This is a genomic window from Klebsiella sp. NPDC088457, assembly GCF_044900465.1.
GTDB lineage: Bacteria > Pseudomonadota > Gammaproteobacteria > Enterobacterales > Enterobacteriaceae > Klebsiella.
Window position 1 is genome coordinate 405,739 of record NZ_JBJDNH010000001.1, and the last position, 17,335, is coordinate 423,073.

At 58.0% G+C, this 17,335-nt stretch carries 15 protein-coding genes; 6 read left to right on the plus strand and 9 right to left on the minus strand.

The window, feature by feature from the left end; genetic code table 11:
• Nucleotides 1-224 precede the first annotated feature (224 nt).
• Entirely contained in the window at nucleotides 225-563 is a 339-nt protein-coding gene (gene osmE / locus ACI2JR_RS01835) for an osmotically-inducible lipoprotein OsmE (RefSeq protein ID WP_132726575.1), read from the minus strand.
• Nucleotides 564-792: 229 nt separating this feature from the next.
• On the opposite strand from osmE, the gene nadE reads away from it, so the two are divergent.
• Nucleotides 793-1,620: an ammonia-dependent NAD(+) synthetase gene (gene nadE, locus ACI2JR_RS01840; RefSeq protein WP_132726578.1), complete on the plus strand. Its 828-nt coding sequence runs from the start codon at nucleotides 793-795 to the stop codon at nucleotides 1,618-1,620.
• A 108-nt stretch (nucleotides 1,621-1,728) separates the two neighbouring features.
• The gene (cho, locus tag ACI2JR_RS01845) at nucleotides 1,729-2,604 is read left to right on the plus strand and encodes an excinuclease Cho (RefSeq protein WP_462477694.1); all 876 of its coding nucleotides are present in this window, start codon (nucleotides 1,729-1,731) and stop codon (nucleotides 2,602-2,604) included.
• A gap of 81 nt (nucleotides 2,605-2,685) precedes the next feature.
• Here cho and spy read toward each other — a convergent pair whose 3' ends face one another.
• The 6 genes from spy to ACI2JR_RS01875 all read right to left on the minus strand — a co-directional run bounded on the left by spy (nucleotide 2,686) and on the right by ACI2JR_RS01875 (nucleotide 9,580).
• Nucleotides 2,686-3,168 carry an ATP-independent periplasmic protein-refolding chaperone Spy gene (gene spy, locus ACI2JR_RS01850; RefSeq protein ID WP_132726583.1) on the minus strand — a complete coding sequence of 161 codons (483 nt, stop codon included), beginning with the start codon at nucleotides 3,166-3,168 and terminating at the stop codon, nucleotides 2,686-2,688.
• 354 nt (nucleotides 3,169-3,522) lie between these two features.
• A complete protein-coding gene (astE, locus tag ACI2JR_RS01855; protein WP_132726586.1) occupies nucleotides 3,523-4,503 on the minus strand; it encodes a succinylglutamate desuccinylase in 981 nt (326 codons plus the stop codon).
• A 28-nt stretch (nucleotides 4,504-4,531) separates the two neighbouring features.
• Nucleotides 4,532-5,857, minus strand: coding sequence for an N-succinylarginine dihydrolase (gene astB, locus ACI2JR_RS01860; RefSeq protein WP_462477695.1), 1,326 nt, complete (start codon nucleotides 5,855-5,857; stop codon nucleotides 4,532-4,534).
• The gene (astD, locus tag ACI2JR_RS01865; RefSeq protein WP_462477696.1) at nucleotides 5,854-7,332 is read right to left on the minus strand and encodes a succinylglutamate-semialdehyde dehydrogenase; all 1,479 of its coding nucleotides are present in this window, start codon (nucleotides 7,330-7,332) and stop codon (nucleotides 5,854-5,856) included. The genes astB and astD overlap by 4 nt, the downstream gene beginning before the upstream one ends.
• Nucleotides 7,329-8,363, minus strand: a complete 1,035-nt coding sequence (gene astA, locus ACI2JR_RS01870; RefSeq protein WP_462477697.1) for an arginine N-succinyltransferase — start codon at nucleotides 8,361-8,363, stop codon at nucleotides 7,329-7,331. The genes astD and astA overlap by 4 nt, the downstream gene beginning before the upstream one ends.
• Entirely contained in the window at nucleotides 8,360-9,580 is a 1,221-nt protein-coding gene (locus ACI2JR_RS01875; protein WP_132726598.1) for a succinylornithine/acetylornithine transaminase, read from the minus strand. Before ACI2JR_RS01875 ends, astA begins: the two co-directional genes overlap by 4 nt.
• A 446-nt stretch (nucleotides 9,581-10,026) precedes the next feature.
• Here ACI2JR_RS01875 and xthA point away from each other — a divergent pair, with 446 nt between their 5' ends.
• The 3 genes from xthA (at nucleotide 10,027) to gdhA (ending at nucleotide 12,933) form a co-directional block, all read left to right on the plus strand.
• On the plus strand, nucleotides 10,027-10,833 hold the full coding sequence (xthA, locus tag ACI2JR_RS01880; protein ID WP_462477698.1) for an exodeoxyribonuclease III: 807 nt from the start codon (nucleotides 10,027-10,029) through the stop codon (nucleotides 10,831-10,833).
• Nucleotides 10,834-10,910: 77 nt separating this feature from the next.
• A complete protein-coding gene (locus ACI2JR_RS01885) occupies nucleotides 10,911-11,321 on the plus strand; it encodes a pyrimidine (deoxy)nucleoside triphosphate diphosphatase (protein WP_132726603.1) in 411 nt (136 codons plus the stop codon).
• Between the two features lie 268 nt (nucleotides 11,322-11,589).
• On the plus strand, nucleotides 11,590-12,933 hold the full coding sequence (gene gdhA / locus ACI2JR_RS01890) for an NADP-specific glutamate dehydrogenase (RefSeq protein ID WP_462477699.1): 1,344 nt from the start codon (nucleotides 11,590-11,592) through the stop codon (nucleotides 12,931-12,933).
• A gap of 401 nt (nucleotides 12,934-13,334) precedes the next feature.
• On the opposite strand, the gene ACI2JR_RS01895 is transcribed toward gdhA, so the two are convergent.
• Both ACI2JR_RS01895 and selD read right to left on the minus strand, forming a co-directional pair.
• Nucleotides 13,335-15,287: a DNA topoisomerase III gene (locus ACI2JR_RS01895; RefSeq protein WP_462477700.1), complete on the minus strand. Its 1,953-nt coding sequence runs from the start codon at nucleotides 15,285-15,287 to the stop codon at nucleotides 13,335-13,337.
• A gap of 4 nt (nucleotides 15,288-15,291) precedes the next feature.
• Nucleotides 15,292-16,335, minus strand: coding sequence for a selenide, water dikinase SelD (selD, locus tag ACI2JR_RS01900; protein WP_132726612.1), 1,044 nt, complete (start codon nucleotides 16,333-16,335; stop codon nucleotides 15,292-15,294).
• A gap of 224 nt (nucleotides 16,336-16,559) precedes the next feature.
• Between selD and phoC the strand changes: the two genes are divergently transcribed.
• Nucleotides 16,560-17,306: an acid phosphatase PhoC gene (gene phoC / locus ACI2JR_RS01905; protein WP_132726615.1), complete on the plus strand. Its 747-nt coding sequence runs from the start codon at nucleotides 16,560-16,562 to the stop codon at nucleotides 17,304-17,306.
• The last annotated feature ends 29 nt before the right edge of the window (nucleotides 17,307-17,335 follow it).

Genomic DNA, 17,335 nt, shown 5'->3' on the forward strand with positions numbered 1-17,335 from the left:
CCGGGTAAGACGTGTCATCATTCGATGAGTATTGTTTATGCGTTGAGTATACGGCATCGTTCAGGCGCTGGATAATTCCTGGCGAGGCAAAATTGTCTCTCATTGACCTCGCGTTTTGACTACCTTCACATTTCACTCAAATAATTCGCGCAATTAAATAAGCGTCTGTGGACATAAAAAAGCCCGACCTGACGTCGGGCTTTCGTAGAGCTCAGTATGATGTGCTACTTGCTGTTACGCGGGTCGGTGTCGTATTCCGCACAGGTCTGATAGCCGGAGTTCATCACGTGGCCAGTATCGTCAAGCGCCACAAAGTAGGTCTCCATTTTACCATCTCGTTGACCCAGGATGTAGGTCTGACAGGTTCCGCGCGCGTGGATCATGGTTACTTCAGAAGCCGGCTTACCCGCGATCTGCAGGACCTGATCCCGCGACATGCCTTTTTTGACATCTTTCACCACCGGCTGTGTAAACTGATCAGCGGTACGATCGTAAGCCGTACAGCCAGCCAGCATGGTTAAAACTGCCGCTGCGCCCAAAAATCCTGCTAAGTTCTTGTTCATATTCCGTCCTCTTTTATTCGGCGTGTTAGTAAGCCTGGAATAAATACCGTTATTTATCAAGCTGAAGGTACAAATGGCCTAAATTTAAGATCTTTCTAATAAAAAAATCCTATGTCATTGATTGCCTTCTTTTGCACCAGTCAAATCTGTGATCCTTGTCGTTTTACCGTCAAAGAGGTAGTTTTAACCCTTAATAGCAGCCAAACAGATTCACTTCCCGGAGGGCGCGATGACGCTACAACAAGAGATTATTCAGGCGCTGGGCGTACAGCCCCAGATTGATGCTGAGGGTGAAATTCGCCGCAGCGTGGATTTTTTAAAGTCGTATTTGCAGACCTACCCTTTTATTAAGTCACTGGTACTCGGGATCAGCGGCGGCCAGGATTCCACTCTGACCGGAAAGCTCTGTCAGCAGGCCATTAATGAACTGCGCGCAGAAACCGGCGATCAAAGTTTGCAGTTTATTGCCGTACGCCTGCCGTATGGTGTCCAGGCGGATGAACAGGACTGCCAGGACGCCATCGCCTTCATCCAGCCGGACCGGGTGCTGACGGTGAATATTAAAGGCGCCGTGCTGGCCAGCGAGCAGGCATTACGTGAAGCAGGCATTGAACTGAGCGACTTCGTTCGCGGCAATGAGAAAGCCCGTGAGCGCATGAAGGCACAGTACAGCATTGCCGGGATGACCAAAGGCGTAGTGGTCGGTACCGACCATGCCGCGGAAGCGGTCACCGGTTTCTTTACCAAGTACGGCGATGGTGGCACCGATATCAACCCGATCTTCCGCCTCAATAAACGCCAGGGCAAGCAGCTGCTGGCGCTGCTTGGCTGCCCGGAGCATCTGTATAAGAAGCTGCCGACCGCCGACCTGGAAGACGATCGTCCATCCCTGCCGGATGAAGTCGCCCTCGGAGTAACCTACGAGAATATTGATGACTATCTGGAAGGCAAAACGCTGGACGAGAAAATCGCCAGCACTATCGAAGGCTGGTATCTGAAAACCGAGCATAAGCGCCGCCCGCCGATTACCGTCTTCGACGACTTCTGGAAAAAATAACTTCTCCCTGCTTTCCCCAACCCCGGCCGCTGCCGGGGTTATTTTTTGCCCTTTTCGCTCCCGGCCCGGCTTGCTATACTGGATAAATAAACAGCACCAGGAGCCTTTGTGGTCAGAAAGCAATCCGCCCCGCGTCTGGAGTTTGAAGCGGCGGCTATCTATGAATATCCCGAACATCTGCGCCCCTGGCTGGAGGCGTTACCCAGGCTGCCGGGCGTCTACCTGTTTCACGGCGAGAGCGAAACCCTCCCACTGTATATCGGCAAAAGCGTGAACATCCGCAGCCGGGTGCTCTCACACCTGCGTACGCCGGATGAAGCGGCGATGCTGCGCCAGGCGCGAAGCATCAGCTGGCAACGAACCGCCGGGGAGCTGGGGGCGCTGCTGCTGGAGGCGCAGCTTATCAAAGAGCGGCAACCGTTATTCAATAAGCGGCTGCGGCGCAATAAACAGCTGTGCTCGTTACAGCTCGACGCGCTCCGCCCGCAGGTGGTGTATGCCCGCGAGGTGGACTTCTCCCGTCAGAATCATCTGTATGGCCTGTTTGCCAACCGCCGGGCGGCGCTGCAGGCGTTAAAAACGCTCGCTGACGAACATCGTCTGTGCTACGGACTGCTGGGACTGGAGGCGCTTAGCCGCGGCCGGGCCTGCTTTCGTTCGGCATTAGGGCGCTGCGCCGGCGCCTGCTGCGGCAAGGAAAGTCTTGCCGCACATCACGAGAGGCTGCAGGCGCAGATGGCCAAAATGCAGGTGGTGTGCTGGCCGTGGCCCGGCCCCGTCGCGCTGGAAGAAACGGGCCCCGATCTCACCCAGTATCACGTCATTCATAACTGGCTGTGGCTGGGCGCGGTGGATACGCTGGCGCAGGCCCAGGCCTTAACGCGCCTGCCGGCCGGCTTTGACCATGATGGCTATAAAATTCTCTGCAAACCGCTATTGAGCGGCCGTTTTACGCTGCATCCGCTGGCGCCATCCGGTTGTTAGCACAAAAAAAACCGCCGATCCTGCCCAATGCCTGTCGGCGTATGTTGGGCAAGACCGGCGGTCTTCATTCCGTGCGCTGAATTACTCAGCAGATGCAGGCATTTTACCTTCCGGCGCTTTGCGGTCTGTCAGATGCTTCTCAAAATTGGCATTGAACTGTTTTTTCTGTTCCGGCGTCAGAATGTTGTAAATCTTGTTCTGGGTCTCGATCCGCGCAAGCGCCATCTCTTTATGCTGCGCTTCCATCTTATCGATTTGCGCTTCCGCCTTCGCTTTATCGAAGGTATCGCTGGCGATCAGCTCATGCATCGCACGGCGTTCGTCAAGGGACGGACGTTTCATGTTGGCGCGCTGGCTTTTCATGATGTCACGGATCTGCTGTTTCTGCGCATCGGTCAGATTCAGCCCTTTAAACATCATATCGTGCTGACCGTGAGGCATACCTTTATGGTGCATCATCGGTTTGCTATCGGTTTGAGTAGTGGTGGTATCCGCAGCGTGAGCCAGGTTAGCCGCACCCAGAGCCAGAGTAGAGGCAACAAACAGAGCAGTAATCTTCTTCATATCGAGTCCTTACTTTAAGTTATTCTTACGGCGCATTGCCGTGTTGACGAGATAAACTTTACGACGTTTATCGTCAATTAGTCAGAGCAAGCGTAAAACAATGAAAGTGTAAAAAACATTTTCTCGCCAATTGTGGAGAAAATAAGGAAATTAAGGAGATAATTGCAACTAAAAATATATAAGATGGTGTTTTATAAAGAAATTATGAGGATTATAAAACGCGAGGGATTAAAAATAAAGCATTTAACCAGGAATAATCTGCAATCAATACTAAAGGCACAAAAAAATAAGGTGCGCGAGGTAGACACCGGCCGGAGAATTAACGCCGCCGCGCGGGCGAGCGGCAGCGATATTTTACGTACGGAGCGACGGTAAGCGCTCCAGCATCAATCCCGCCCGCAGCCCCAGCGCCACCGACGGATTAGGAAACAGGACAAATTCCTCTGCTTTCTCCACCACATAGCGGGTATCGCCATCTTCAGCCAGTAAGGTCCCGGCCTTAAAGGCGGTAAAATTGAGCGTCTGCGCCGACATATGCAGGCGGAAATGTTCACTGCTGCGGGTGATTTGCTGCACCACTTGATAACGCAGCGGACCCGGCCCCTCCTCAACCACCGCCAGATCGCCCACCAGCAAACGCATCAGCGCGCGCTGGGTGGCGGCAAACTGGTGCAGATCGTTATCACCAAACGGCAGCGCTTTCCCCAGTTCCAGCGTGCAGGAGAGCGCGGCGAAACGCGCGCAGCTAAAATGGGTAAACGTTCCCGCGGGCTGGCGGTGGAAAACCAGTGCCTCCAGCCCGGCGGCGCCCAGCCAGCTGAGAAATCCCTCGTTCCATGGCTCCTCCCTTACCGGAAGCACGCCAAAACGGGTGTGATGCGAGCCGCGGATGGCGGTATGCAGATCGAGATGCCAGCGAGTGTCGTCCGCGGCGCGATAAAAGCGCGTCAGCGCCCGCTCCAGCTGACGCGCTCTTATCGTTTCATCGCTGGCGGGAAATGTTTGCCAGCGCCCGCCAAACATCCGGTTCATATCGCTATCCAGATAGCGCTTATTCTCCCGTAACGCCTGCGGGTTGCCAAAAATCACCAGCAGACGCCAGCGCAGAGGGAGCGCCCCGCTAAACAGCTGCTGGAGCAAGAGATGGGTCATTTCTACCGGCGCGGTTTCATTGCCGTGAATGCCTGATGACAGCACTAACGACCGCTCGCAGCGCGCGTGCGGCGTCAGCTGCAGGATGCCGCAATCGAGCCAGTGCCAGCGAAAATGCGCCGTTTCACCGTGAAAATGGTGGGGCAGACGCCCCGCCAGAGTTAATGCCAGAAAGTCGTCCACGACGCCTCCTTGATACCGAAAACCGTAACTAGTGCTGAAACGGATAAACCGAGCCGAGCTGCAGAATTTGCGTCAGCCGGTCGAGGGCCTCACGCCCTTCGTTGAGCAACTGTGGATCCGCCAGATCCGCCTGGGTCAGACGATCGCGATAGTAGCGTTCGACCCAGTCGTTCAGCGTCGCAAACAGCGCGTCGGTCATGAATACCGCTGGATTAACAGCCCGCCGCTCCTCTTCGGTCAGCACCACTCTCAGGCGCAGACAGGCCGGACCGCCGCCGTTGGCCATGCTTTCGCGCAGATCGTAAACCTGCAGTTCATCAATCGGGTTATCTTCCGCCAGCAGCCCGGTCAGATAGCGCCAGACCGCGGCATGCTCTTGCGCCTCCCGGGGCAGAATCAACCGCATCGCGCCATCGGGCTTACTCAACAGCTGGCTGTTAAACAGATAGGTCGCCACCGCCTCTTCTACCGTCACCGCGCTGGCCGGCACGACAACGGGGGTAAACCCCGGCACCCGTTCGGCAAGCTGGCGCAGCAGCTGCGGCTGATCGACAAACGCCTGCTGATGACAAAACAGGACCTGCTGATTGCTCACCGCAATGACATCATTGTGAAATACGCCTTTGTCAATGACCGCCGGATTCTGTCGGGCAAAAATCAGCTGCCGCGGATTCACCTGATTCAGCCGCGCTACCGCCTGGCTGGCTTCCAGCGTCTGTCTGGCCGGGTAGCGCTGCGGTATGCCCTCGCCGCCCTGCTGGCGACCATAAACAAACAGCTGGACGCCCGGTGCGCCATACTCGCCGCCCAGCCGGTTATGGTTTGCCGCCCCTTCGTCGCCAAACAGCGCGACCTGCGGAAGCGCCGGATGGACGGCAAAGCGCTGCTCATCGGGAAAGAGCGCGCGCAGCAACGCTTCGGTGGTTGACGCTTCGCTGGCGCGGTGGAATTTGTCATTCAGATTGGCCACGGTGAGGTGTACCCGGCCGTCCAGCGAGTCGGCGGACGGCGACACCGTCGCCGCGTTGGCCACCCACATTGAGGAAGCAGAGCTGACCGCCGATAGCAGATCCGGGGCCTGCTGCGCCGCCTTTTCGAGGATCTGCGGGTCGCTGCCGCTAAAACCAAGCTGGCGCAACAGCGGCACATTCGGCCGTTCCTGCGGGGGGATCAGCGCCTGCGGATACCCGGCATCCGCCAGCGCCTTCATTTTCTTCAGCCCCTGTTTCGCCGCCAGCTGCGGATTGGAAACCCGGTAGCGATGGCGGATCGATGCTTCGTTGCCAAAAGAGAGCCCGGCGTAGTGGTGGGTCAGGCCGGGCAGACCGTCAAAGTTGACCTCCCAGGCTTTCATCGCGCGGACTCCTGCTGAAAGTCGAGACCCGGGCTCAGCGTTTCCGGCAGCGTCAGTTCCGCCGTCTCCAGGCTGGCCATCGGCCACGCGCAATAATCGGCCGCATACCACGCCCCTGGACGGTGGTTGCCGGATGCCCCGGTTCCGCCAAACGGGGCGGTGCTGGCCGCGCCGGTCAGCGGCTTATTCCAGTTGACGATCCCGGCCCGGGCTTCCAGCAGCAGGCGCTCGAATTTCTCACGCTCGGCGGAGATCAGCCCACATGAAAGCCCGAAGCGGGTGGCATTCGCCCGGGCGATCGCTTCATCAAAATTGTCATAGCGCCAGACGCAGAGCAGCGGCCCAAAGACTTCCTCATCGGCCACTTCTGCCACGTCGCTCATCTCAATGATCCCCGGGGTCAGTAATGAGGTCCCGGCCTGCAGCAGCCGCGGCTCAAGCAGCGTTTTCCCACCGTTGGCCACATGCCGCAGCCAGGCCTGGTGGACTTTTTGCGCCGCCTGCGGGGAGATCAGGCCGCCAAGGAACGGCTGCGGCGAGGCATCCCATCGGCCGGGAATCAATCGCTGTGACACTGTCACTAGTCGTGCAAGAAACGCATCGCCCGCGGCCCCCCGTTTCACCAACAGGCGACGCGCGCAGGTACAGCGCTGGCCGGCGGTGATAAACGCCGACTGAATCGTCAGGTGTACGGCGGCATCAATATTCTGCGGTTCATCGACAATCAGCGGATTATTGCCCCCCATTTCGAGCGCGAGGATCTTCTCCGGCTGTCCGGCAAGCTGGCGATGCAGCTGAAAACCGGTCGCCGAGCTGCCGGTAAACAGCAGCCCGTCGATGTCCGGCTGGGCGCTCAGCGCCTCGCCGGTTTCCCGCCCTCCCTGCAATAAGTTGAGTACCCCCGCCGGGAGTCCCACTTCCGCCCACAGCTTCACCACCGCCTCACCGCTTTGCGGCGTCAGCTCGCTGGGCTTAAACACCAGCGTGTTGCCTGCCAGCAGCGCCGGCACGATATGGCCATTGGGCAGATGACCGGGAAAATTGTAGGGGCCAAATACCGCCAGCACGCCGTGCGGACGATGGCGTAGCGTCGCCGCGCCGTCGCCCATGGCGGTATGCGCTTCGCCGGTGCGGCTATGGTAGGCTTTCACCGAAATAGCGATTTTGTTAATCATCGCGCCGATTTCCGTCGCCGCTTCCCACTGCGGCTTCCCGGTTTCTCCGGCGATGATGGCCGTCAGCTCCGTTTTGTGCGCCTCAAGCAGCGCGGCAAATTTTTCGGCAATCGCCTGGCGCACGCTAAACGGCTGTCTGGCCCACCCCGGAAAAGCCCGACGCGCGGCGCTGACCGCCTGGGCAACCTGTGCGGCATCGGCATCGTTGCCCTGCCACAGCAGCGCCTGGCTAACCGGGTTAGTTTTCGTGCGCGCCGGGCCATGTCCGCTCTGCCAGTCGCCGTTAATCCATAAACTCATGATTTTTTCTCCTCCGGGACCAGACGAACCAGCCGCAGACGGTCGCCGACGTGACATTTCAGGGCGTCCAGTTCGCGGGCGCTTAATAACAAACGATCGGTATCCGGGTCGGCATGGACCAGCGTGGCGCGAAATTGCTGATACTGCTCATTAGCAACCAGACAAAGCGGCCATTCCCCCGGCGCCGGCTGCCCTTCGGCCACCGTCACCAGACGGCTTTTCCGAATCGCCCGCACCCGGTCAATATCGCACTCCAGCGTCGGGCCGCCGTCGAAAATATCGATATAGTTACGATAGCGGAAACCTTCTTTCTCCAGCACCGCGCGGGCCGGCGCCGTTTGCGGATGCACCTCACCAATCACCGCCCGCGCCTCATCAGATAAGAAGTCGATATACAGCGGATGTTTTGGCATCAGTGCGGCAATAAACGCTTTTTGCCCGGTCCCGCACAGATAGTCGGCGCGCGAAAATTCCATCGCAAAGAAACGTTTGCCCAGGCTTTCCCAGAACGGAGAGTAGCCGTGTTCGTCAATCACGCCGCGCATCTCCGCCACCACTTTTTCGTTAAAGCGCTCGCGGAAGGCGGCCATAAACATAAAGCGCGATTTCGACAGCAGATAGCCGTTGCCCTCTTTCCGCCACGCCGGGTCAAGAAACAGCGTACACAGCTCGCTGCTGCCGGTGTGATCGTTACTGAGAAACAGCGTCGGCAGCGCGTTGTAAACGTTCAGCTCTTTCGAGGCGTGGACCTGAGTCCCGACGCGATAGTTATACCAGGGATCGTTCAGCCCTACCGCGACCTCGATGGCGCAAATGCCGACCACCGCGCCGCTGACGCTATCTTCAAGAACAAAGACGTAGCCCTGTTCGCTTTTTGGCAGTTCCCCTCGCCAGGTTTTCTGCGAACGTTCAATCCGCGCCGCCAGCGTCTCTTCATCAGCGGGCAGCGACGTCAGCCCGCCGCCGGTTTCGCCGGCCAGGGCCAGCAGGCCAGCCAGATCCTCTGCTGCAACCGGACGGATCACCATCATGATGACACTCCCGCAAGAAAGTGGCGGCAGGCCAGTTCAAAACGATCCAGCCCGCTCTTCACCTCTTCCTCGCTGACAATCAACGCCGGCGCGAAACGCACCACGTTGGCGCCGGCAATCAAAATCATCACTCCGTCTTCCGCCGCCTGAGTACTGATGGCCTTCGCTTTACCGGCATACTCGTCGTTCAGCACGCAGCCGATCAGCAGCCCCAGGCCGCGGATCTCTTTGAACAGGCCATAGCGGGCGTTAATGGCGCTCAGCCGTTCGCTAAACCACTGATGACGCTGCTTCACGCCATTCAATACCGCCGGCGTATTGACGATAGAGAGCACTTCTCCGGCCACCGCGCTGGCCAGCGGGTTACCGCCGTAGGTGGTGCCATGTGTCCCGACCGTCATCACGCTGGCGCAGCTTTCCGTCGCCAGCAGCGCGCCGATCGGGAAACCGCCGCCCAGCGCTTTCGCCGTCGACAGCACATCCGGCGTGACGCCATAGTGCATATACGCATACAGCTCGCCGGTACGGCCAACCCCGGTCTGGACTTCATCAAAAATCAGCAGCGCATGGTGGGCATCGCACAGTTCACGCAGACCGCGCAGGAAAGCCGGGTCCGCTGGCACCACGCCCCCTTCACCCTGCATGGGCTCAACGATCACCGCGCAGGTGTTGTCATCGATAAGCGCGCGGGCTGATTCGAGATCGTTGTAAACGGCATGTTGGATCTGCGGCGGCAGTGGAGCAAAATCCTGAGAATAGGCCGGCTGGCCGCCCGCGGAGACGGTAAACAACGTCCGACCATGGAAGGCGTTTTTGAACGCGACGATCCCGCTTTTATGGCTACCGAAACGATCGTGGGCGTATTTACGCGCCAGCTTAAGCGCCGCTTCGTTAGCCTCGGCGCCGGAGTTACAGAAGAAGACGCGATCGGCGAAGGTCGCGTCGATCAGCTGTTTCGCCAGACGCAGAACCGGCTCATTGGTATAACCGTTGCCGGTGTGCCAGAATTTCCCGGCTTGTTCCGTCAGCGCGTTAATCAACTGCGGATTGGCGTGCCCCAGGGCATTGACCGCAATGCCGCCGGCAAAATCGATATACTCTTTTCCCTGCTGATCCCACAGGCGTGAACCCTCACCGCGTACCGGAATAAAAGCCGCCGGCGCGTATACCGGCATCATCCATTCATCAAAGTTGCTACGCGTAATTGTCTGAGACATATCGACCTCTTCCGGTAAATAAAAAGTATGAATAATGTTAAAAATTATGGGTTATTACGCTGTAAATGTAGATTGCACGCTTCGTGCCAGCCAGAGGTAAAAATGCATAAACCGAGATTGATCACGAAATATCAACGAGTTACAGACATGATCTATGCAATTCAAATGCATAAATAGTGAATAAATATCTGATAAAGGGGCGATAACAGTGAATAAATCAGAAAGGTTATGCATCGGTAAGATATAATTCTGCATTTGTGATCCCCTACGAAATTTATCGTAGATATTCGCCCTTTTTTGGCGCAGCCTGCGCCAGCGTGGTGCACAATATGTCCACTTGCCCCGCCAATCAGAGCGACAGGCACAATAAAACAGCTTCCGGCAGCCAGCCCGGCGAATTTCTGCTACCATCCCTGCACTATTCACCTTGCACAGTGGCAGCGACTATGAAATTTGTCTCTTTTAATATCAACGGCCTGCGTGCCCGCCCCCACCAGCTGGCCGCCATCGTCGACAAGCACCAGCCCGACGTCATTGGCCTACAGGAAACCAAAGTTCACGACGACATGTTCCCCCTCGAAGAGGTGGCGAAACTCGGTTACAACGTGTTCTACCACGGACAAAAAGGTCACTACGGCGTGGCCCTGCTGACCAAAGAGACGCCGGTTTCCGTGCGTCGCGGTTTTCCCGACGACGGTGAAGAGGCCCAGCGGCGCATCATCATGGCGGAAATTCCGTCCGCCTTCGGCAACGTTACGGTGATCAACGGCTATTTCCCGCAGGGCGAAAGCCGCGACCACGCGACCAAGTTCCCGGCAAAAGCGGCGTTTTATCAGAATCTGCAGCACTATCTCGATACTGAACTCAACAAAGACAATCCGGTATTGATCATGGGCGATATGAATATCAGCCCGACCGATCTGGACATCGGTATTGGCGAAGAGAACCGTAAGCGCTGGCTGCGTACCGGTAAGTGCTCATTCCTGCCGGAAGAGCGTGAATGGATGGAGCGCCTGCTTGGCTGGGGTCTGGTCGACACCTGGCGCCATGCCAACCCGGAAAGCCAGGACCGTTTCTCATGGTTCGACTACCGCTCCAAAGGCTTCGACGATAACCGCGGGCTGCGTATTGACCTGCTGCTGGCAAGCTCGCCGCTGGCGCAGCGCTGTGTCGAAACCGGCATCGATTATGATATTCGCGGCATGGAAAAACCGTCCGATCACGCGCCGGTATGGGCGTCATTTAAACCTTAAAAGTCGTGCAGCGGGCTCTGCCGGGCGCAGAGTCCGTTTTTGTCTGCTGCTCTGCCCTGCATGGAACGATGATCCAGATGCCAAAAAAGCTTGATGTTGTGGCCGCCATTATTGAACAGGACGGCAAAATTCTGCTCGCTCAGCGCCCTGACCACGCCGATCAGCCCGGAATGTGGGAATTTGCCGGCGGCAAAGTGGAGCCAGGCGAAAGTCAGCCGCAGGCGCTAATCCGCGAACTGCAGGAGGAGCTGGGTATCGCCGCCCACGTCGAACGCTATATCGCCAGCCACCAGCGGGAAGTCTCCGGCCGGCCGATCCATCTTCACGCCTGGTGGGTACCGCGCTTTAGCGGCGTTCCCGTCGCGCATTATCATCGCCAGCTGCGCTGGTGTTCCCCGCAACAGGCTCTGACCTTTGACCTCGCACCGGCCGATATTCCGCTGCTACACGCCTTTATCGCCCAACGCGCCGACGACCTTCTCCGCTAAGGCCTCCCCTGCGGCGTCATCGTTTTTAGTTATGACCGCCGGCCGATTATAAATTTTCCTGTCAGGATAATTTTTCCTTGCTGGCCTGATGATTGCCGGTGTTATAGTCGGAAATACGCCCTTTTCAAGGGGCGAATAATAAAAAATATACGCAAAATCATTCAGCTTGCAACAGGCCGGCCGCGGACGCGCTTCCGGGCGGTAAATGAGGCGCGCTGGAAAATGACGCGTATACATGCAACCACAACCATAAGGGGAACTTATATCTATGGATCAGATGTGCACTCTGGAAGATTTTCTCACCCGCGTTCAACAGCGCGATCCTAATCAAACCGAATTTGCTCAGGCCGTCCGCGAGGTGATGACCACCCTGTGGCCCTTCCTTGAGGAAAACCCGCGCTATCGTCAGCTCTCGCTGCTGGAACGTCTGGTTGAACCAGAGCGTGCGATTCAGTTCCGTGTCGTCTGGGTCGATGACCGCAATCAGGTCCAGGTCAACCGCGCCTGGCGCGTGCAGTTCAACTCGGCGATTGGCCCTTACAAAGGCGGCATGCGCTTCCATCCATCGGTTAACCTGTCAATTCTGAAGTTCCTTGGTTTCGAACAGACCTTTAAAAATGCCCTGACCACCCTGCCAATGGGCGGCGGTAAAGGCGGCAGTGATTTCGATCCGAAAGGAAAAAGCGATGGTGAAGTCATGCGCTTCTGCCAGGCGCTGATGACCGAGCTGTATCGTCATTTAGGCCCGGATACCGACGTCCCGGCAGGCGATATTGGCGTTGGCGGCCGTGAAGTCGGCTTTATGGCCGGGATGATGCGTAAGCTCTCCAACAACAGCGCCTGCGTGTTCACCGGTAAAGGGCTCTCCTTCGGCGGCAGCCTGATTCGCCCGGAAGCAACCGGCTACGGTCTGGTTTACTTCACCGATGCGATGCTCAAGCGCCATGGTCTGGGCTTTGAAGGCATGCGGGTCGCGGTTTCCGGCTCCGGTAACGTCGCGCAGTACGCCATCGAAAAAGCGATGGCGCTCGGCGCGCGGGTGATTACCGCGTCCGACTCCAGCGGCACCGTCGTGGATGAAGCCGGTTTTACCCCGGAAAAACTGGCCCGCCTGTGCGCCATTAAGGCCAGCCGCGATGGCCGCGTCGCCGACTATGCCCGCGAGTATGGTTTGACCTATCTGGAAGGCAAACAGCCGTGGTCTGTTCCTGTCGATATCGCCCTGCCTTGCGCCACGCAAAACGAACTGGACGTCGACGCCGCGCGGCTGCTGATTGCTAACGGTGTGAAGGCCGTTGCCGAAGGCGCCAATATGCCGACCACCATCGCAGCAACCGATCTGTTCCTCGAAGCGGGGGTGCTGTTCGCCCCGGGCAAAGCCGCTAACGCCGGCGGCGTGGCGACATCCGGCCTCGAGATGGCGCAAAACGCGGCCCGTATGAGCTGGAAAGCGGAGAAGGTGGACGCCCGTCTGCATCACATTATGCTCGACATTCACCACGCCTGCGTGGAGTACGGCGGCGAAGCGCAGCAGACCAACTACGTGCGCGGCGCCAACATCGCCGGTTTCGTTAAAGTGGCTGACGCCATGCTGGCGCAGGGCGTGATTTAAGACCGCCCTGTCGCTCAGCACGCAGGCGCAAACAACGTATAAGAAACCGGCTGAGCGGTAATGCCTATCGGTTAAGGATCGGTGGACCAGCCGGGGGCTGTTTAAGAATCCGTAATCTCTGTGCGATTACGGATTTTTTTATGCTGTTCAGCCTGGTTCCCGGCACATCTGGCAGGCGAGTCTGAGCCTGACGTCGCCGTTAAGGCGGAATTTCGCTTTAACGGTGGTTTGGGCGAAGCATATATTTGTGGTTGTTCGTTATGTGGAATATTTCACAGCATAAGCGAAGAAAACTGGCGTTCGCCCAAACCACCGTTTACCGGCATCACGCAAGCCCACGATAAGCCATCAATATATGCTGGTCACCTTAAGTAACCAGCATCAGGCTAAGCGGTTTTTTATTACGGATTTTCAGGGGCGGGATCCGCGGCGGGCTTTTTATCTTTCCCTTTGCTTTTGCCTTTCCCTTTACTGAAACTCTTCTTCGCGCCGCCCGGGGCGACGATACCGCGGAACTGACGCACCGGCGTACTCCGCGCTTGCTCAATCAGCTGGTAGAGCGTGCCGACCAGCGGCTGCATAAAGTCCTGATAACGGCACTGCTTCTCGCTAATCTGCGTCAGCACCGACTCCCAGTGGGCCGTCATATCCGGCCGGGCGGCCATCTCAGGCAGGGAGTGGATTAACGCCCGCCCCGCGTCGGAGGAGTGAATATAGCGCCCTTTTTTGACCAGGAAACCGCGCTTAAACAGCAGCTCGATAATCCCGGCGCGGGTGGCTTCCGTTCCCAGACCGTCGGTGGCGCGCAGAATTTTTTTCAGATCTTTATCCTGCACAAAACGGGCGATCCCGGTCATCGCCGACAGCAGCGTAGCATCGGTAAAATAGCGCGGCGGCTGCGTTTGCCGCTCCACCACCTCGCCTTTTTCACACAGCAGCTCATCATCCTTCGCCACGACAGGCAGCGGCGTACCGTCGTTCTCTTCATCGCGCTCTTTATTGCCCAGCAGCGCGCGCCAGCCGGCTTCCGCCAGGAAACGGGCTTTCGCCACAAACTTACCGTTGGCGATATCGAGGTCGATCTGGCATTTGCGGAATACCGCATCCGGGCAGAATTGCATCAGATACTGCCGCGCGATCAGGCCGTAGACCTTTTCTTCGTTATCCGACAGCTTCACCTGACTGCTGCGGGCGGTAGGGATAATCGCGTGGTGAGCATCGACTTTTTTATCATCCCAGCAGCGGTTGCGGATCTCCGGGTTGACGACCGGCTGCGGGAGCAGATCCGCAGCATGCACGCCGATCGCGTTCAGTACCGCATGACGACCGGCGAAATGTTCCTCCGGCAAATAGCGGCTATCCGAACGTGGATAGGTAATCAGCTTATGGGTTTCATACAGTTTCTGGCAGATATCCAGCACATTTTGCGCGCTGAAGCCAAAACGTTTCGCCGCTTCAATCTGCAGCGCCGAGAGGGAAAACGGCAGCGGGGCCGGTTCCGAATCCCGCTTATCGTTATAGGCGGTTACCCGCGCCGGCTGGCCCTCGATCCGCGCCACCACGTGCTCAGCCAGCGGGCGATGCAGCAACCGGCCCTCTTCATCCTGATACGGCTCGCAGGCTTCGCTCGGCTGCCAGGTCGCTACGAAACGCTCATCCTTCGGGGTGACGATATGCGCCTTCACGTCAAAGAAGTCTTTGGCCACGAAGTTCTCGATCTCTTCATCGCGACGCACCACCAGCCCCAGCACCGGCGTCTGCACCCGCCCGACCGACAGCACTCCCTGATAGCCGGCATTGCGGCCCAGCAGGGTATAGGCGCGGGTCATGTTGATCCCGTATAGCCAGTCGGCGCGGGCGCGCGCCAGCGCCGACACGCACAGCGGAATAAACTCGCTGTTGGCGCGCAGACGGGAAATCGCCCGCTCGACCGCCTGCGGATTGAGATCGTTAATCAGGCAACGCTGTACCTGCTGGCGCTTTTCCGGCGCCAGCTGCAGATAGTCGAGCACCTCATCCACCAGCAGCTGCCCTTCTCTGTCCGGGTCGCCCGCGTGGATCACCTCCTGGGCATCGCCAAGCAGGCGCTTGATGACGTTGAGCTGTTTGCTGACCGACGATTTAGGCTGAAGCTGCCACTTTTCCGGCACAATCGGCAGGTCGAGCAGGTTCCAGCGCGCATAGCGCCCGTCATACACGTCCGGCTGGGCCTGCTCCAGCAGATGGCCGATACACCAGGTGACCACCTGCCCATTGCCACACTCAATGTAGCCATCGCCTTTACGATGGGGCTTAGGCAGTACATCGGCAATGGCGCGCCCGAGGCTCGGTTTTTCCGCAATAAACAGCCGCATGTAATCAACGAATCTCGATCATCGGGCGCCCGCCGCGAGCGGTGACCAGCTCGCCAATGGCGGCAAGCGTAATCCCGAACTTGTCGGCCGCCGCTTGCACCTCGGCTTCAGCCTCCGGCGTCACCGCCAGCAGCAGACCGCCGGAGGTTTGCGGATCGCACAGCAGATCGCGCCACTCCGGCGGCATTTCGCCCATCAGATGGCCATAGCTGGCAAAGTTGCGCCCGGTTCCGCCCGGCACCGCACCCGCGGCAATATACTCTTCAACGCCCGGCAGTTTCGGAATCGCCGCGTAGTTCAGCTGAGCCTGTAGCCCGGCGCCGCGGCACACTTCGCTCAGGTGGCCCAGCAGGCCGAACCCGGTCACGTCGGTCATCGCTTTGACGCCGTCGAGAGTGGCGAAGGCCGCGCCGGCGAGGTTCATCTGGCACATGGTTTCCGTCGCCAGCCCCTGGTGTTCCGGTTTAAGCAGCGCTTTTTTCTCTGCGGTGGTCAGCACGCCAATACCTAACGGCTTGGTGAGATACAGTTTGCAGCCCGCCTGAGCGGTGCTGTTTTTCTTGATGCGCTCCGTGGGCACCACGCCGGTGACCGCGAGGCCGAAAATCGGCTCCGGCGCGTCGATCGAGTGGCCGCCCGCCAGCGCGATCCCCGCCTGCTGGCAGGCAAAACGGCCGCCATCAACCACTTCACGGGCAATTTCCGGCGCCAGGGTATTAATCGGCCAGCCGAGAATCGCTATTGCCATAATCGGTTTACCGCCCATCGCGAAAACGTCGCTGATGGCGTTGGTCGCGGCGATGCGGCCAAAGTCGAACGGGCTGTCGACAATCGGCATAAAAAAGTCGGTGGTGCTGATAATGGACGTCCCGTTGCCGAGGTCATAGACCGCGGCATCATCACTTGTCTCATTACCCACCAGCAGCTGCGGATCGATAAACTTCGCCTGATCGCTCTTGAGGATCGTCTCCAGTACTTTAGGGGAAATTTTACAACCGCAACCGGCTCCGTGGCTGTATTGCGTTAAACGAATAGCTTGCTCGCTCATGGACATCTCCTGTCATTGCAATCCCGCTATGGTAGCGCTCAAACGGCGGAGTGGTAAGTGCGACAGTCTGAAATCGCGAATGGTTGCTCATTAAGCAGACAAATAGGCGATTTTGCGATAGACAACAATTTTTTCATCGCCGTTTTCACTTCTACTGAAAGATGACAGCAATGTGACAACGAAAAACGGTTACTCCGGACATATCACACAGTAAGGATATATTGATGAAAAAGCGTGTTCTCGCCCTTTGTCTTGCCAGCCTCTTTTCCGTTAGCGCTTTTGCTCTGGTTCCAGCCGGTAACGATGCCACCACCAAACCCGATCTCTACTATCTGAAAAATGCCCAGGCCATCGACAGCCTGGCGCTGCTCCCGCCGCCGCCGGAAGTGGGCAGCCTCGCCTTTCTAAACGATCAGGCGATGTATGAGAAAGGCCGTCTGCTGCGCGCCACCGAGCGCGGCAAGCTGGCCGCCGAGGATGCGAACCTGAGCGCCGGCGGTGTGGCAAACGCCTTCTCTGGCGCGTTCGGCTCCCCGATCACCGAAAAGGACGCCCCGGCGTTACACAAACTGCTCACCAACATGATTGAAGACGCGGGCGACCTGGCCACCCGTAGCGCGAAAGAGAAGTATATGCGCATTCGTCCATTTGCCTTCTACGGCGTCGCCACCTGTAATACCACAGAACAGGATAAGCTGGCGAAGAACGGCTCCTATCCTTCCGGTCACACCTCTATCGGCTGGGCCACCGCGCTGGTGCTGGCTGAAATCAATCCGCAGCGGCAGAATGAAATTCTCAAGCGCGGGTATGAGCTCGGTGAAAGTCGGGTGATCTGCGGCTACCACTGGCAGAGCGATGTCGACGCCGCGCGGATCGTGGGTTCAGCGGTCGTCGCGACGCTGCACACCAATCCGGCGTTCCAGCAGCAGTTACAGAAAGCCAAAGACGAGTTTGCCAAACGGCAGAAATAGACTGAGAGACGGCCCGGCGGGAAACGCCT

Coding starts and splice junctions, on each gene's coding strand:
- xthA (WP_462477698.1), top strand. CDS start 10,027: ATGAAATTTGTCTCTTTTAATATCAACGGCCTGCGTGCCCGCCCCCAC.
- astD (WP_462477696.1), bottom strand. CDS start 7,332: ATGAGTTTATGGATTAACGGCGACTGGCAGAGCGGACATGGCCCGGCG.
- ACI2JR_RS01885 (WP_132726603.1), top strand. CDS start 10,911: ATGCCAAAAAAGCTTGATGTTGTGGCCGCCATTATTGAACAGGACGGC.
- osmE (WP_132726575.1), bottom strand. CDS start 563: ATGAACAAGAACTTAGCAGGATTTTTGGGCGCAGCGGCAGTTTTAACC.
- gdhA (WP_462477699.1), top strand. CDS start 11,590: ATGGATCAGATGTGCACTCTGGAAGATTTTCTCACCCGCGTTCAACAG.
- ACI2JR_RS01895 (WP_462477700.1), bottom strand. CDS start 15,287: ATGCGGCTGTTTATTGCGGAAAAACCGAGCCTCGGGCGCGCCATTGCC.
- astA (WP_462477697.1), bottom strand. CDS start 8,363: ATGATGGTGATCCGTCCGGTTGCAGCAGAGGATCTGGCTGGCCTGCTG.
- astB (WP_462477695.1), bottom strand. CDS start 5,857: ATGAAAGCCTGGGAGGTCAACTTTGACGGTCTGCCCGGCCTGACCCAC.
- ACI2JR_RS01875 (WP_132726598.1), bottom strand. CDS start 9,580: ATGTCTCAGACAATTACGCGTAGCAACTTTGATGAATGGATGATGCCG.
- phoC (WP_132726615.1), top strand. CDS start 16,560: ATGAAAAAGCGTGTTCTCGCCCTTTGTCTTGCCAGCCTCTTTTCCGTT.
- spy (WP_132726583.1), bottom strand. CDS start 3,168: ATGAAGAAGATTACTGCTCTGTTTGTTGCCTCTACTCTGGCTCTGGGT.
- nadE (WP_132726578.1), top strand. CDS start 793: ATGACGCTACAACAAGAGATTATTCAGGCGCTGGGCGTACAGCCCCAG.
- selD (WP_132726612.1), bottom strand. CDS start 16,335: ATGAGCGAGCAAGCTATTCGTTTAACGCAATACAGCCACGGAGCCGGT.